A 15,681-nucleotide genomic window follows, 5' to 3' on the forward strand; every position below is an offset into this window, starting at 1 on the left:
TTATGGGCTGGAGCTTTTTGCGTGTATTTAAAGGGATTCCTTAATCACCTTTTTGTAATGGAAAACGGAAAGGATACCGAAGATCGAGTACAGTATCGTATAGAGGACCATGACAATGATCATAGGTGTCCAGACTTCCGTACCAAAGAAGAACCAGCCGGATTTAACGGCAAAATAGCTATGGAATAACCCAACGACTAGAGGAATCCCAAAGTTAAAGACCTGTTTGGCCTGAATCCCTTTTAACAAATCACCTTGTGTGAAACCAAGTTTTCGTAAGATGGTATAGTTCGCTTTTTCATTTTCGCTCTCATCCATCTGTTTGAAATAAAGGATGCATCCTGATGTGATCAAGAACGTTAATCCTAAAAAGCCGACGATGAACATCGTAAGACCCATGTTTATTTTTATACTTTGCAGTTCTTGGTATTGTGAACCACTATATTCTTTATCCTGGAAGGAAATCGTATCGAAAATCTCATTCGCCTTTTCGATATCACCCTTATTCTTTAAGTCAATCCCATAATAAACGGGAGAATCCAGTTGGAGTTCAGGGTCCAAATCCTTTTTAAGACGGTCAAAAACTGCTTGATCCACAATGGCTACTGGCATTCCGCCATTCGTTAAATAATAGGGAAGGATGGAGTCATCTTCTGGCCCTAAATAGTTTTGGGGAATGCTCATGTTTTTTCCCTTCAATTCGATTTGCCCGGAATCTTTAAGAGATGTTAAACTCTGTAGCGTTGGACTATACCCGCTGAAGATGGTCTCTTTCGGTGTGACATCGATCCTCTTCACCGACCGATCACTGACAATGGCAAGATTCATGATATTCGGGTCAAAGCCCGCTTCTTCTATGGCGCTATCCAGTATATCTTTTATATTGACCTTTGCCCGAATGACCTCTATCTTATTTTCGTTATATCCGATTGATTTTGCTGCCAATGCCTCTTTTAACTTGTTTGAATCCTCGCCATTGGACAGGGAAAAGTCAGTAGGTACATAGGATGTGGCCATTTTCTCCGATGAGTAATAGGAGATATAGGTCAAGGATAATAATCCGATTGCAAGAGCGGAAACGGTCGTGATGATGGTCAGTAAAACGGAATTGGATTTCATCCGGAACATGATGGATGAAAGCGAAAGCACTTCATTGATGTTCAGGTATCCATTCTTCCTCTTGCGGACAATATTAAAGAGGAAAGACACCGATCCCTTATAAAATAGGTAGGTTCCGATGATGACGGACCCCAGAATGAATAGCATGGCTATTAAAAGGGAATTCGCCTGAGAGAAAGAACCATCAAATAACTTCGTTGAAACATAATAGCCAGCAATGATAAGAATGATTCCAGCTATCCCAAGGATCATTTCAAAAATCGAAACCCTCTTCAATTTTCCTTCCGTGTTCGAAGTCACCCTAAAAAGTGATAAGATGGTCTGTCTTTTGATGAAACCAAAGTTCATCAACATGATGAATAGATAGATGATACTGAATACGATAAGTGTCTGAATGAATGGTTGCATGGTAAAGTGAAGGGCGGCGATCGCCTGGACTCCCGTAAGCTTGAATAATATCATGATGATCAATTTTGAAGCCGCAAACCCTACGAATATCCCCAGGAATACGGAACAGAAATACAGGATTAAATTTTCGACGCTCAGGATGCGGAAAATCCTGTTTTTGGTCATGCCTATTAATTGAAATAAGCCAATTTCCTTGCTGCGACGTTTAATGAAAATGCTATTCGCATATAAAAGAAAGATGGAAACGATGGCAATCAACAGGACGGAGGCTGCTTGAATGGCAGCTCCCCCTTTAATCCCCCCGCTTACTTGATCCATTGACGGATCGTATTGCAAGGTAACAAAAGCATAATAAAGGGAGGCGCTGAAGACCAAAGCGAAAACGTATAGATAATAATTCTTCAGGTTCTTTTTCAGACTGCGAAAGATGAGTTGATTAATGCTCATTATGCACCCCTCCTAGTACACCTTGTGTTTTCATGATATCTCTGAAGAAGGATTGTCTCGTTTCTTCCCCTTTATTCAATTGAGAATAGATCTGTCCATCTTTGATGAAGATGACGCGGCTACAGTAACTGGCTGCCACTGAGTCATGCGTAACCATGATGATGGTGGCATTACGCTTTTTGTTCAATTCGCTCATCTTGTTCAATAAATCGGAAGCGGCTTTTGAATCAAGGGCGCCTGTCGGCTCATCGGCAAAAATGATGCTTGGTTCATGGATGAAGGCCCGTGCCGCAGAGGTACGCTGTTTTTGGCCGCCGGAAATTTCATTCGGATATTTGTCCTTGATTTCATATATGCCAAGTTCATTTGCGAGTGTTTCGAACTTTTGCTCGGCTTCTTTTTTCGGCGTTTTGGTGATTGATAATGGTAATAGAATATTTTCCTTGACCGTCAGAGTGTCCAATAAGTTATAATCCTGGAAGATGAATCCTAGGTGATTCTTACGAAATTCAGCCAGTTTCTTTTCTTTCATGCCAGAAATTTCTTTTCCTTCGATGACGATGGTTCCATTACTAATCTTATCAATCGAGGAAAGGACATTCAGAAGCGTGGTTTTTCCTGAACCGGACGCTCCCATGATACTGACGAATTCCCCTTCGTGTATGTTGATATCCAAGCCTTTCAAGACTTCTTGTTTATTGAATTTATTGCCGTAGCTTTTATGGATCTTTTTCGCTTCTAGTATATTCATTCCAATACACTCCCTTTATTTCGATATCTTTATTATAAAAGCCTTTCCCTTTCTTTTCCTTCGATTGGCCGAACAAAGAACAAAAGCATGTGACATCTTTGTCACATGCTAAGGAATTTAACGAATTGATTTTTTTGCGGGAAAGTCAGGATGAAAGTGGTCCCGATTCCGGGAGTGGACCGGACGGTTATATCGATGAATAAGGAATCCGCCACTTTCTTGGTTAAGTATAACCCCATTCCCGTCGCCCCTTGGTCTTGATGATTGGTCGTTGATGTGAATCCTTTATCAAAAATGCGGGGAAGGTCCCTTGGGTCGATGCCGCGGCCAGCATCCTTCACTTCAAGGATCGTTTGTCCATAGGATTCGTGGCTCTGTATCAAAATATCGGATCCTTCACTATATTTGATGCTATTGGTCAATAGTTGCCGAATAATGAATGCGACCCATTTACTATCGCTTAAGCACTCGGCTTTTTCCAATTGGATATCGAATCCAATCCCTTTTTGCATGCACCAAGATTGTAACGTCTTAATCTCGTCGAAAATAATCCCTTCCAAATCGGCGTTACCGATATATAGATCATTTTCCATGAAGGGTAGCCGCCGTTGATGCAACTGTTGATCAAGCAAAAGGTGGATGCGGAGCCATTCATACGTCATATGGGATTTGAGTTCTTCATCTTGTATGCGATCAATCATTAAACGTAGGGCCGTCAAAGGCGTCTTCACTTCATGAATCCAAGATAATAGTTCGTCCTTTTCCTGCTCCAATGTCATTTGTCCGTATGAAGCCGTCCGTTTCAGGTATTCGATTTGATTGCTGATGCTACGTTCGATGATCTCTTCAAAAGGGCTTCCCGGTTCCGCTAATTGGCTTACATCCAAATTATCTTCCCGTTCCACTAAACTTCGATAGAATTTCGTTTCCTTGTGGTAGCGGACCACCAAAAAGATGATGAACATGATGAATGATAAAAAGACCATGTAGAGAATGGGGGATAAAGGAATGGCCGAATCAAGATAGGCGACGAATATGATGAATAAGTGAAAGAGGATGTAGAAAGTAATCCAGCTAAACCTTTCCCATATGAATTTCTTAATCATACATGATCCTCTTCGACCGCAATGTAACCTTGTCCTACTTTTGTTTCGATATACTGTCCCAACCCCACCTCATCGAGCCTTTTCCTCAATCGATTTACATTGACCGTCAAGGTATTATCGCTGATAAAGCGCTTATCATTCCATAAACTATTGATTAAATCATCGCGGCTCACTATTTTATTCTTCTGTTCAATCAGCCTTTTTAGGATGAACACTTCATTCTTTGTCAGCTCGATTGTTCCTGTCTCGGTTACAACGGTATTCTTCTCATAATCCAAGGTGGCGCCGCACCAGGTTTTTAGTTCGATCTTTTCTGTATTGTAATTATAGACACGACGAAGCGTCGCTTGTATCTTGGCAATCAGTACATCAAAATGAAAGGGTTTCTGGATGAAATCATCTGCCCCAAACTGCATGGACATCACGATGTCGGTCGGGTGATCGCGTGATGATAAAAAGAGAATGGGTACGTTCGAGTGGGTGCGAATCATCCTGCACCAATGGAACCCGTCGAATTTTGGCAATTGGATATCGATGAGGACCAAGTCGGGTTTAATGGCAGTGAATTCCTGCATCACCTTACTGAAATCGTTGATTCCATATACATCATAGGACCATTGTGCCAATCTATCTTTAATCTCATTGAATAATGTTGTATCATCTTCAATTAACAATAGTTTAAACAAGTAAGGGTCACCACGCTTTTCATCAATTTAATGAAAGTATATAGTAAATTCATTTAAGGTTCTAGAGGAGAAAGAGATTTAGGGTGGGATCTAGTTACAAAAGGTGACATCCATTTCCTGAAAAAAACACCCATGTTTGAATTTCATCTGAGTCTCTGTATGTAGTCCTTTTTGGTTTGTAAAGGAATCGCATAGAAAATTAGTATTGACTTACCGTCTCTTTTTTGGAATAATGTTAATAATCAAATATTGGTATCTTTAATTCAGTCCCGTGAGGCTGACAAGGACAACGGATTTTTATGATGTGGGAGACGTCCATGCATTTTTTGCCTGGCTACTACTACTCGTCATAATGCAGAAGAGGTTTATTGTCGGTTGATGACAATAGACCTCTTTTTTCTTTGTGGGTATCAGTTTAAAAATGGAGGAAACGTTATGGGAAAAGTAGATGCAGAGTTTTCATGGCAAGCTGTACCGCAAGGAAATCGTAATAATTTTTGGAAGATTCTTTCCATTATGCTGGGGTTCACTTTCTTCTCGGCAAGCATGTGGTCGGGAGGGGAATTGGGAACGGGATTAACATTGGTTCAATTCCTTCTCATCGTATTGGCGGGCAATTGTGTACTGGGCCTGTATACGGGGGCGTTGGCCCATATTGCCGCGAAGACCGGCCTTTCTACACATCTGCTTGCAAAGTATGCCTTTGGTGATAAAGGCTCTTATGTGCCCTCCTTATTGCTGGGGTTAACGCAAGTAGGTTGGTTTGGAGTGGGGGTAGCGATGTTCGCGGTTCCGGTCGAAAAGGCAACAGGGATTAATATCTATCTATTGATTTTGGGTTTCGGAATAATGATGACGATATCAGCCATCTATGGAATTAAGGCACTCGTGCTGTTAGGGTTCGTTGCTGTGCCGGCCATTGCCATTCTGGGTAGCTACTCGGTATTTGAGGCAACCGAAACAATCGGTGGGTTTCAGGGGTTATTAGATTATCAGCCTACTGAAATGATGGGAGTGGGCGCTGCCTTAACCATCTGCATTGGTTCATTCATCAGCGGGGGTACCTTGACGCCAGACTTTGCCCGCTTTGCCAAGACGACCCGGTCAGCCGTTGTCGCAACGGTGATTGCCTTTTTTCTAGGCAATTCACTTATGTTCATATTTGGGGCGATTGGGGCAATGACGTACGGTGTTTCGGATATTTCTGAAGTCATGTTCTTGCAAGAGCTGATTTTGCCGGCAATCATTGTATTGGGACTGAATATTTGGACAACGAATGATAATGCGCTATACGCTTCGGGATTGGGATTTGCCAATGTTACGAAAATTTCCAAGAAGAAACTTGTCGTGGTTAATGGAATCATCGGCACATTGCTAGCAATGTGGCTGTATACTAATTTCGTCGGTTTTTTGAATGTACTAGGAGCAGCAGTCCCGTCCATTGGGGCCATCATTTTAGCAGACTACTTTATCGTGAAACGTAGAAAATATGGGAAATTCGAAGAGATGTCTTTCAAAAAGGTCAATTGGTTATCGATGATTGCTTGGGCAGGAGGCGTCGCTTTGGCCCAGTTCGCACCTGGGATCGTGCCAATTAATGCTCTAATCGGGACCATCATCCTGTATGTTGCCTTGATGAAATATGTACCTGTCAACAAAATACTAAGAAGAGGTGTACAGTCAGATGCTTATTAAACATGCTAAATTAAGAGGAAAAGAAGGTCTTTGGAATATTGTCGTCAGAGAAGGAATGATAGAATCGGTTACGCAGAGCCTAAATGAGAACGTTGAGAACGAGTTGAATCAGCCGATTTATGATGTGGAGGGGTCACTTGTTCTCCCTCCCTTTATTGAACCGCATATCCACCTTGACACGACGTTGACTGCAGGAGAGCCAGAGTGGAACCAAAGTGGGACGTTATTTGAAGGAATCCAGCGGTGGTCCCAACGAAAAGAGTCTTTGACGAATGAAGATGTGAAAACCAGGGCAAAAACGGCTTTAAAATGGCAAATCGCTCAAGGAATCCAGCATGTCCGTACACATATCGATGTGACCGATCCGGAACTTACGGCACTAAAAGCCATGCTCGAAGTAAAAGAAGAAATGTCGGATTTCGTTGATTTGCAGTTAGTGGCTTTTCCACAGGAAGGAATTCTCTCTTATCCGAATGGAACGGGATTACTGGAAGAAGCGCTAAAAATGGGGGCCGATGTTGTAGGGGGCATCCCCCACTTTGAGTTCACTCGCGAATATGGCGTGGAATCGATGAAGATTGCGTTTGATTTAGCGGAAAAATACGATCGCCTCGTGGATATACATTGTGATGAAATCGATGACGAGCAATCACGTTTTGTCGAAGTCGTCGCAAAAGAAGCTTACGAGCGGGGACTAGGTACACGAACGACAGCCAGCCATACGACGGCAATGGGTTCGTATAATGATGCCTATACCTATAAGTTGTTTCGCTTATTGAAGCTTTCGTCCATTAACTTCGTATCCAATCCATTGGTGAATATTCATCTTCAAGGAAGATTCGATACATATCCGAAACGAAGAGGCTTAACACGTGTCAAAGAATTACAGGAATCAGGACTAAACGTATGCTTTGGTCACGATGACATATTCGACCCATGGTATCCACTAGGAACGGGAAACATGCTGCAAGTGCTGCATATGGGCATTCATGCTTCTCAACTAATGGGTTACGAGCAAATCGTCAATTCTATCGATTTAATTACCGCCAATAGTGCAAAAACCTTGCAAATCGAGGACCACTATGGAATCGAGGCGGGAAAACCTGCCAACTTTATTGTTTTAGCGGCAGAAAATGAATACGAAGCAGTCCGTAAACAGGCCATGGTACGCTATTCCTTCAGAAACGGGAACGTGATAGCCGAAACAAAGCCAAGGGAAACGACCATTAATCTGGGACAAGGTACAGAGAACATTGCTTTTAATAAATGATGGAAAAGCTAGGCACACAGGGTGTCTAGTTTTTTTGCGCTTGTAGGCGCTCTTCACTAATTGGTAGCAATTCCATAAATTGCCGTGTACGAAAGTGCGTAGTTGATTGGTCATGTATGATTCCAAAAATAAATGGCTACTGCAGATGTGAACGTCCACACTGCAACAGCCATATTTGTTATTTGTTCAAAATACTGTGCTTTTTACCGTAAGTAAAGTAAATGATTATACCGATGATCATCCAAATAAGGCACGCAATCCAGGTGTGTGCGGATAGTTGGGTCATCAGGAATATGCATAGGATAAATGAAATGACTGGAATGGCTGGGAAGAAAGGTACCTTAAATCCATCATTCGGAATCTCTTTGTTTTTTCGTAAGTAAATGACGCCGATTGATACAACAGTGAAGGCTAAAAGAGTACCCATGTTTACAAGCTCTGTTAACTTATCCAATGGGACGAAGCCTGCGCATAAGGCAATGAGAGTCGCAAAAATCCATGTGTTTTTTACTGGTGTTTTACGTTTCGGATGAACTTCGCATAATAATTTTGGTAGTAAGCCGTCACGACCGAATGCGAATACTAGGCGAGTACCACCGTAAAGCATAACAAGGATTACGGTCATCATCCCAACGACGGCACCTATGGAGATAATACCGGCCACCCAATCTTGGTTAACCACTTTCATGGCAAAGCTTACAGGGTCACTTACATTTAACTGTGTGTAAGAAACCATACCCGTCAATACAAGGGATACAGCAACATACAATAAGGTACAGATAAAGAGCGAACCAATAATACCGATTGGCATGTTACGCTGTGGATTTTTAACTTCTTCGGCTGCAGATGATACTGCATCGAAGCCAAGATAGGCGAAAAATACTAAGGCCGCGGCACTTAGGACCCCGCTTGTACCAAATGGGGTGAATGGCTTCCAGTTTGTCGGTTCAACGTAGAATGCGCCGACTATAATAAATAGTAAAATAACGGCCACTTTCACACATACCATAATCGTATTGAATTTTGTCGATTCTTTAATGCCTAATGTCAACAAGGCGGCAATAAGGAAAATGATCAATATAGCTGGCAGGTTAATGTATGTGCCGTTGGCCGGATCAAATGAACCGGATATTTCGTGAGGAAGCAAAATATTAAACCCGGCAAGTAGCGAGCTAAAATAGGATGACCAGCCTGTAGCAACGGCAGCAACAGCCAAGCCGTATTCAAGTAATAGGGACCAGCCGACTAGCCAAGCAATGATCTCCCCAAAGACAATGTAGGAGTATGTGTATGCACTCCCTGTAACTGGAACGGATGAAGAAAATTCAGAGTAGCACATTGCGGCAAATGCACAAACAAAGGCGGCAATGATAAAAGAGAACACAATCCCAGGTCCTGCATGCTGGGCTGCAACGGTACCTGGAAGGATGAAAATTCCTGTACCCACAATGGCACCGACACCGAGTAGGATTAAATCAAACGCTCCTAGTGTCTTTTGTAATTGTACTTTTCCATGATTTTGTAAAAGTTGATTCACGGATTTTTTTCGAAATAAGTTCGTTTTCATTTTAAACACTCAATTCTTTTTTTGAATATCATAAAGATTCTAAACATTAACGGATTAAATGTCAAATAGATTTGTCGATATAGTGCATTTTTTGTCGAATTATGTGTACGTTTTATAAATCTTCAAAGCCTCACATGGATAGTATTCCATATTTCGGATCAATTAAGCGAGCCATATGAAATGAGCTTTATTTCTTAAATAAACTCTTAAACCGTATAAAAAAGGATTAGAAGGGTGAGTTCTAATCCTTTTTATATTTCATTGCACGTTATTTCATTTGATCTAATATTTGATGGTAAGCAAAGGCCTCTTTAACCATCCCTTTGTTTTGATACATTTTGGACAGCTGCGATACGGGAGCGGGGTCATCCGGGTACAATTCCATCTCCCATGAGAAACATTCGATGGCTTCATCGTATTGCTTAAACTCTGCATAATATTGTCCGAGTTCCATCATTTGATCGGGATCATCCAGCAAGGTCATCATCTTGTTTATTTTCCGGAACACCGGAGAATGGGGAGCTGATTTTTGGATAGGCAGCAGCTTTTCATGTACCTCTTTAAGATCATAGGTTTCAAGCAATTTACCAATAAGTTGTAGTAACCTTTGTTCGGATTGCTTCTCGCCATCTTCTAGGACGAGCTGTTGAATCATAACCATGAAGGTATCTATATGGGTGGCAATAAACGTCGGATCTAAATGTTCCCATAATGTATGCAAGATCTCCTCATAGGTATCCGGGAGGGCATTAAGGAAATTCATTAAATAGAGAGCGGCTGTTTCATAGTGTTCCTCCTGAAGCATCTCTTCAATCATGGATTTGGTTTGTGGTAGCACCTGAAATGGGTTGATGTGTAAATAGTCTAAGGTTACGATCCACTTTTCCATGGATACGAATTGCAAGGCCATCGTGGTATATGCTTCAATGGAAGTCACCTTCGAATACTTTTCGACTTTCTCCATCCAGAATAAGAGAAGGGTCAAGAAAGAGTCCTGTTTCCTCAATAAACCTTCTAACATTTTTCCTTCATCAGGTTGTAAGCGATATTTGAAGCAATGCCATTCAACAAAAAGGGAATCTTTCTCCTGGATGGTAGATAGTGACGAGGATGTGTAAAATTCCATATAGGAATGGAACTCCAATGAGTTTTTAATCTCTCTCGCAGAATTCAGGTCGGGAGCGAAGTTTGCCAAGATCTTAATGATTTGAAAGGCCTGCATGAAGTTGCCGTTTCTTCTATAGTGGTAAAAGATTTTGTATATGACATTGCTCAGTTGTTTCTTTGTGAAAAATGAGTCGAGCGTCGTAGCGATGTAGGCTACTTCCTGGAGGGAATATTGATTTTGAAGTTGGGAGAAAAGCTTATTCTTATTTGGAATAGTGGCGGTTTGGCTGGGGATTATTGCGGAGAGGAACGGATGGTCTGAGTGTAAGACGATACCCATTTTCCGTATTTTATCGATAAATGAATGTTTCTCTATCTTTTCTACCTTTTCACCATATACAAGATTATTCTTATAGTAAATGAGATAATAATTTTCATTTAATGATGATTCTACTTCAATCATCGTACATCGTGAGAATACGACGACTTGCATCACTTTCCCTTGTGAGAGTTTCTTTTTTTCTTTGATGGAAATTTCAACTGGCATAATAAGTTCATTATTCATATGTAACACAGCCCCTTTTGATCGTATGCGAATTCATGTGATTTTTATTATCCATTATAACATAGCATTTACTGGATTTTCTTTTAGAAAAGCCACTACGATTGAACTTTGTGATGTTATCAATAGTATGAAACTACTTTTCCCTTTTGAGAAAACTTTAGGGTTGCTGGTGAAAAAATGCGTAAATGGTATACTTGATGGGTGAGTTTTTAGCACCTGAAAGGAAGTAACGATAATAATGAAGTACTTCAAGACGCAAATGAAACAGCTAATGAAAGAACACTCGGAACTACAAACGCAACTGAAAGTGTTGATGAAAGAACACAATCTAGAGAAGAATTTTGCCCTTAAGGCTTTATATCATGCAGAGGTTGCTGATGGCGGAAAGTACCAGAAGGCCTATCAAGCCCTTGATTCTCCTAGGGACTAGAGGGTGTTTCCAAATATTACAAAGAGCAATTAATGTTATGAAGAATAAATCAGACTGTAGACAAATTCGTTGAAAATCGACTTTGCTACAGTCTTTTTGTTTTAAAGTAGAAGTATTATAACTTGGAGTGAGGAGATGCAGTCGAAATATAATTCTATTCAACGAGATCAACTTGATAAAAGAGGGATATCGGAAGTGTACAACTCTCCCAAATAGATTTGTAAGACGTATTCATTTTTATCGCAGGACCGAAGCAAAGATCCACAAAAAATGGTGACGCGGTATATCTGGTAAGGAAATACTGAAAAGAAAAGTCCATTTTATACCGACTTAATTCAATTATGAGAAGAAATAGGAATAATGAAAATAGGCTTTGGGTATGATACTTATTACTATTTTTTTCCATTGAAATGAATTCTATTAAAGTTATAATTATATTGAAATGATAATTTTATACAATATAATAGCTCTTTTTAAGACTCAAGATTGACGTCTTTTTTTTATTGTGGGCTAAACTTGTAAAAAAGTATTTAAGGGGTGCTAAATATTAAAACGGTTAAAGAACGTGATCCATTTTATGATAACGCTAGATTTATTCTCGTATTTCTAGTTGTATTAGGTCACTTTATTGTACAAGTGAAACATCATCATTGGTTAATCTTCGAATTCAATAATTTCCTCTCTTTAATTAGAATGCCTTCGCTAGTAGTCATTACAGGTTTTTTATCCAAGGGTTTTAATCGGCCAGGGTATATTGAGAAAAATGTCAAAGCAATTCTTGTGCCCTACTTATTATTTCAAATAATATTTGCATATTATTATTATATTTTATATGACAAAAGTATCTTTACATATGACTTTTTCCAACCGCAATTTTCTTTATGGTTTATATTTAGTTTATTTATGTGGAAAATGCTTCTATTCATATTTACTAGGCTCTCGCATCCACTCATTTGGGCATTTGTTTTTGGGGTTGGAATAGGATATGTTGAATCAGCTGGTCATTATATGAATATCCAGAGAACATTCACCTATTTCCCGTACTTCCTGCTAGGTTTTTATTTGAAGAAGGAACAATTCGAAATCGTTAAAAAGAAATCGTCTAAATTAATAGGAATGGTCATCGTTTTAATAGTGTGGTTTCTTGTATCTCAAATCCCACCAGCAGAAGTCCAATCTTGGTTGGCAGCAAACCGTTCATATGTTGCGAATGGACACGAAGAATGGTATATCGGCTTGAAGCGGGCGATGTTCTATTCATTTTCACTTTTAGTGGGCTTTGCCTTTTTATGTTTTGTTCCGAAGAAAAAGACATTCTTTACTAAATTAGGGCAAAGAACGGCTTATATTTATATACTTCACGGTGCTATTGTTAAAACACTTTATGTGCATTACATTAGACCGGAAGATTTCAATTCAATTTGGGATTATATACAGCTTCCTGTTTATGCCGTTCTACTAGTACTAATACTCAGCTCGAAGCCTGTGACTTGGATTATGAGGCCGTTAATTGAAGGGAAAATAGTAGACTATTGTATATTGCCTTTCAAATGGATTATCAATAAATATAAACCCGTCTTTCAAAGAAATGAAGAAATTGAAAAAAGCGCCTGACTTAACATAGTCTTTGAATAATTTTAGTGTATCTCCCCTGCATAACAAAAGGCTTATGTAATCATTTTTGCTACGTAGGGGGGGGCTATGCCTGAAAATGGGAACATATTTGTTCTACAGGGGAACTCGCCATCTAACATAAAGGATTGACCCCATCCATAAAATGATTGGTGGGTGAATATAATAAACGACTCGGAGGTGAAAGGGAGGTTCGTGTATGATTATATGGAGAGGACTAGGTTTTTTAGTATTTGTCATTATGGTGCCATTGGTGTTCTTATTCGGTTGGATCTTGGAGATGACGGTTGACCGGTCGCTGCCCGAAGATACTTCATTAATCATCGGTTTGTTTGTGGCCGGGATCATTGTCTGGTTTCTGGGTAGAAAACTAAATGGGGGTTCTGAAAAGGTTCTTGTCGATCAAGAAACAGGTACTGCCTATAGAATGGGGACCCGCCATAGTCTATTCTTCATTCCAATGCAATTTTGGGGACCGATCTTTATAACGATCGGAGTGATTCTTACCATTAAACTATTCATCTGATCAATCATCATCGAGCCTATGGTATAAAGTAGTACAGTTGACACTGTGCTGCTTTTTTTTACGGAAGGGATGACGAACCAGCTCCCTGTTCCATATGGAAAAGTACCTATTCTGAAAGATAATGCATAATTATTCAGTCAATGATATAATATGTAAGATTTTGTGAATTTTAGTTGATAAAGGAGTAGGAAAACGCATGAAGAAGATTTTATACACGGCACTATTGACCATGCTGGTCATCGTTTTGGGGGCATGTACCGGTAATCAAACAAATACCATCTCGGTGGCGGATTTGACGGATAGGGAAGAGGATATTCTTTCCCTGACCACGAGTGACGCATTCTTATTCGATTTCAATATCGATGATACATATCAAGAAGTTTCTTTTTGGATTGAAAAATATGAATCTGGTAAATTGGTTGGTAAAAAGATCAATGATGCTACTGCTCCGGTTTACGGAAATGGTTCATTGATGTTCGCCAGAACCCAAAATCCGGACAATGAGAACCAGTTTACCTTCATGACTGGAATAAAAACGGAGGGTGATGATGAAAGTGATCATTCGAGTTTTAGCAGTTTAGTGACAGAGCAGAGGGATCTTGAAAAGGCTTCGATTACAACGGGAAAAATATCAGAAACCCTTCCCATAAAGGATGAAATGGTGCTAGCGAGTATTTGTTATACACTTGATGAGGAAGGTGCAACTTCCCTATCCAGTGATTTTTATGAAGATCCAAAAAGCAATATGGATGAGTTAAAGGATTTCGATGTGGTGTATTTACTTAAAGGTGAATTTAAATAAGGCCAAAATGCCAAAGAAGGGAACCATATGTGCATGGTTCCCTTCTCCAATACCTATTGCCTGGAAGATGCTGTTATATTAGAATGAGCAATGTTGAATGGAGGAATGAAAATAATGTCCGATTTACCTAATTGTCCAACCTGTCATTCAGAATATACATACGAAGATGGAAGCCTCTATGTTTGCCCGGTGTGTGCACATGAGTGGTCCATAGAATCAGAAACGGAAGAGATCAAGACCATTAAAGATGCCAACGGCAATGTCTTGAATGATGGTGACTCCGTAACGGTCATCAAGGACCTTAAAGTCAAGGGAAGTTCATCCGTCTTGAAAATGGGGACAAAAGTGAAAAGTATCCGATTGGTGGAAGGCGATCATGACATCGATTGCAAAATAGATGGTTTTGGTGCGATGAAGTTAAAATCCCAATTTGTTAAAAAGGTATAACACAGGTTCACATACGTCTTTTTTCTAAGGTTGCCCAAAAGATAAAACAGCATCACAAAGGTGATGAGCCCCTTGATGGGAGAAGTATGTGAATTATTAAAAAGGTGGTTTCTTATATGAGTAAAATGCCCGTCATCATCGATACAGATCCTGGAATTGATGATGCCATGATGCTGACACTTGCCTTTGCAAGTGAGGCGATAGACGTACGTTTAGTCACAACCTGTTCAGGGAATATTTCGCAGGATAAAACGAATTACAATGCCCGGACCTTCCTCAGCTACATTGGTGCGGACGTAGAAATAGCCAGGGGACTGGAGCACCCGATATTCCGTGATCTAGAAGTGGCTGAGGATGTTCATGGTGAAAGTGGTTTTGCGAATGTTGTGTTTCCGGAGCCGACATTGCTGGTCAGTGAGCGTCCAGCCATATTCGCGATGCTAAAGACCATTATGGCGAGTGAGGAAAAAGTGACAATCGTTGCTACAGGACCGTTGACGAATGTGGCAGCCCTATTGTTGGCACACCCTGAAGTAAAACCGAAAATCAAGTGTGTTTCCTGGATGGGAGGTGCGGCAGTCGGCGGCAATATGTCACCGACCGCTGAGTTCAATGCGTATGTCGACCCGCATGCAGCCGAAATCGTTCTCCGTTCAGGTGTCCCTATCGTAATGAGCGGATTGGATGTAACGCATAAAGCCTATGTAACGTTGGAAGAAGCCCATCTCATTTTGGATATGGGGACGGACTTTTCGGATAAAGTGTACCAAATGCTAACATTCTACCTGAATGTTGCGGAACAAACGCCATTTAACGAAGACCATTTTGCAGAAGTGTTACGTTTTCACGACCTTTGTGCCATGATGTATGTAATAAAGCCAGAGCTGTTCATGGGACAGGACTATTATGTGCAAGTTGAATTGGAAGGTCGTTTAACGGCAGGGACAACCGTCGTGGATTATGCAAGGCGCAGTGGCAAAACGCCAAATGTCCATGTGCTGCACGGTGTCGACCGGGAAGGTTTTGTCTCCGAATTCATGAATGCCGTAGAGTTTGTTGGAGAAAGAATAAGAGTGAACTAATAAGGAAAACCGCACCGGATGATGAGGGGCGGTTTTTTTAT

General features: G+C 40.5%; 14 protein-coding genes. 8 read left to right on the forward strand and 6 right to left on the reverse strand.

The genetic code is table 11. The annotated features are described in order from the left end of the window. Positions 1 to 27: 27 nt before the first annotated feature. The 4 genes from ACQKL0_RS14690 to ACQKL0_RS14705 all read right to left on the reverse strand — a co-directional run bounded on the left by ACQKL0_RS14690 (position 28) and on the right by ACQKL0_RS14705 (position 4,517). Positions 28 to 1,974 carry an FtsX-like permease family protein gene (locus ACQKL0_RS14690; RefSeq protein WP_427688316.1) on the reverse strand — a complete coding sequence of 649 codons (1,947 nt, stop codon included), beginning with the start codon at positions 1,972 to 1,974 and terminating at the stop codon, positions 28 to 30. Then, a complete protein-coding gene (locus ACQKL0_RS14695) occupies positions 1,964 to 2,725 on the reverse strand; it encodes an ABC transporter ATP-binding protein (protein WP_402986704.1) in 762 nt (253 codons plus the stop codon). The genes ACQKL0_RS14690 and ACQKL0_RS14695 overlap by 11 nt, the downstream gene beginning before the upstream one ends. 101 nt (positions 2,726 to 2,826) lie before the next feature. Next, positions 2,827 to 3,831, reverse strand: coding sequence for a sensor histidine kinase (locus ACQKL0_RS14700; RefSeq protein WP_427688318.1), 1,005 nt, complete (start codon positions 3,829 to 3,831; stop codon positions 2,827 to 2,829). Further along, positions 3,828 to 4,517, reverse strand: a complete 690-nt coding sequence (locus ACQKL0_RS14705) for a response regulator transcription factor (protein ID WP_402874724.1) — start codon at positions 4,515 to 4,517, stop codon at positions 3,828 to 3,830. Before ACQKL0_RS14705 ends, ACQKL0_RS14700 begins: the two co-directional genes overlap by 4 nt. Before the next feature lie 435 nt (positions 4,518 to 4,952). Between ACQKL0_RS14705 and codB the strand changes: the two genes are divergently transcribed. Next, entirely contained in the window at positions 4,953 to 6,212 is a 1,260-nt protein-coding gene (gene codB, locus ACQKL0_RS14710) for a cytosine permease (RefSeq protein WP_427688320.1), read from the forward strand. Continuing rightward, entirely contained in the window at positions 6,202 to 7,482 is a 1,281-nt protein-coding gene (locus ACQKL0_RS14715) for a cytosine deaminase (protein ID WP_427688322.1), read from the forward strand. The genes codB and ACQKL0_RS14715 overlap by 11 nt, the downstream gene beginning before the upstream one ends. Before the next feature lie 178 nt (positions 7,483 to 7,660). Here the strand turns inward: ACQKL0_RS14715 and ACQKL0_RS14720 are convergent, their stop codons facing one another. Both ACQKL0_RS14720 and ACQKL0_RS14725 read right to left on the reverse strand, forming a co-directional pair. Further along, positions 7,661 to 9,049 carry an amino acid permease gene (locus ACQKL0_RS14720; RefSeq protein ID WP_427688324.1) on the reverse strand — a complete coding sequence of 463 codons (1,389 nt, stop codon included), beginning with the start codon at positions 9,047 to 9,049 and terminating at the stop codon, positions 7,661 to 7,663. A gap of 268 nt (positions 9,050 to 9,317) precedes the next feature. After that, positions 9,318 to 10,721, reverse strand: a complete 1,404-nt coding sequence (locus ACQKL0_RS14725) for a tetratricopeptide repeat protein (protein ID WP_427650701.1) — start codon at positions 10,719 to 10,721, stop codon at positions 9,318 to 9,320. Between the two features lie 238 nt (positions 10,722 to 10,959). Here ACQKL0_RS14725 and ACQKL0_RS14730 point away from each other — a divergent pair, with 238 nt between their 5' ends. The 6 genes from ACQKL0_RS14730 (at position 10,960) to ACQKL0_RS14755 (ending at position 15,640) form a co-directional block, all read left to right on the forward strand. After that, positions 10,960 to 11,151: a hypothetical protein gene (locus ACQKL0_RS14730; protein WP_402874739.1), complete on the forward strand. Its 192-nt coding sequence runs from the start codon at positions 10,960 to 10,962 to the stop codon at positions 11,149 to 11,151. A 537-nt stretch (positions 11,152 to 11,688) separates the two neighbouring features. Next, positions 11,689 to 12,765 carry an acyltransferase family protein gene (locus ACQKL0_RS14735; RefSeq protein WP_427688326.1) on the forward strand — a complete coding sequence of 359 codons (1,077 nt, stop codon included), beginning with the start codon at positions 11,689 to 11,691 and terminating at the stop codon, positions 12,763 to 12,765. 217 nt (positions 12,766 to 12,982) lie between these two features. Beyond that, entirely contained in the window at positions 12,983 to 13,309 is a 327-nt protein-coding gene (locus tag ACQKL0_RS14740; RefSeq protein ID WP_427590672.1) for a hypothetical protein, read from the forward strand. A gap of 196 nt (positions 13,310 to 13,505) precedes the next feature. Continuing rightward, entirely contained in the window at positions 13,506 to 14,111 is a 606-nt protein-coding gene (locus ACQKL0_RS14745; RefSeq protein ID WP_427688328.1) for a hypothetical protein, read from the forward strand. Between the two features lie 114 nt (positions 14,112 to 14,225). Next, the gene (locus tag ACQKL0_RS14750) at positions 14,226 to 14,558 is read left to right on the forward strand and encodes a zinc ribbon domain-containing protein YjdM (protein ID WP_402874746.1); all 333 of its coding nucleotides are present in this window, start codon (positions 14,226 to 14,228) and stop codon (positions 14,556 to 14,558) included. A gap of 116 nt (positions 14,559 to 14,674) precedes the next feature. Further along, positions 14,675 to 15,640, forward strand: coding sequence for a nucleoside hydrolase (locus ACQKL0_RS14755; RefSeq protein WP_427688330.1), 966 nt, complete (start codon positions 14,675 to 14,677; stop codon positions 15,638 to 15,640). Positions 15,641 to 15,681: the final 41 nt, after the last annotated feature.

Source organism: Peribacillus sp. NPDC097264, from assembly GCF_050277925.1.
Classification (GTDB): domain Bacteria; phylum Bacillota; class Bacilli; order Bacillales; family DSM-1321; genus Peribacillus.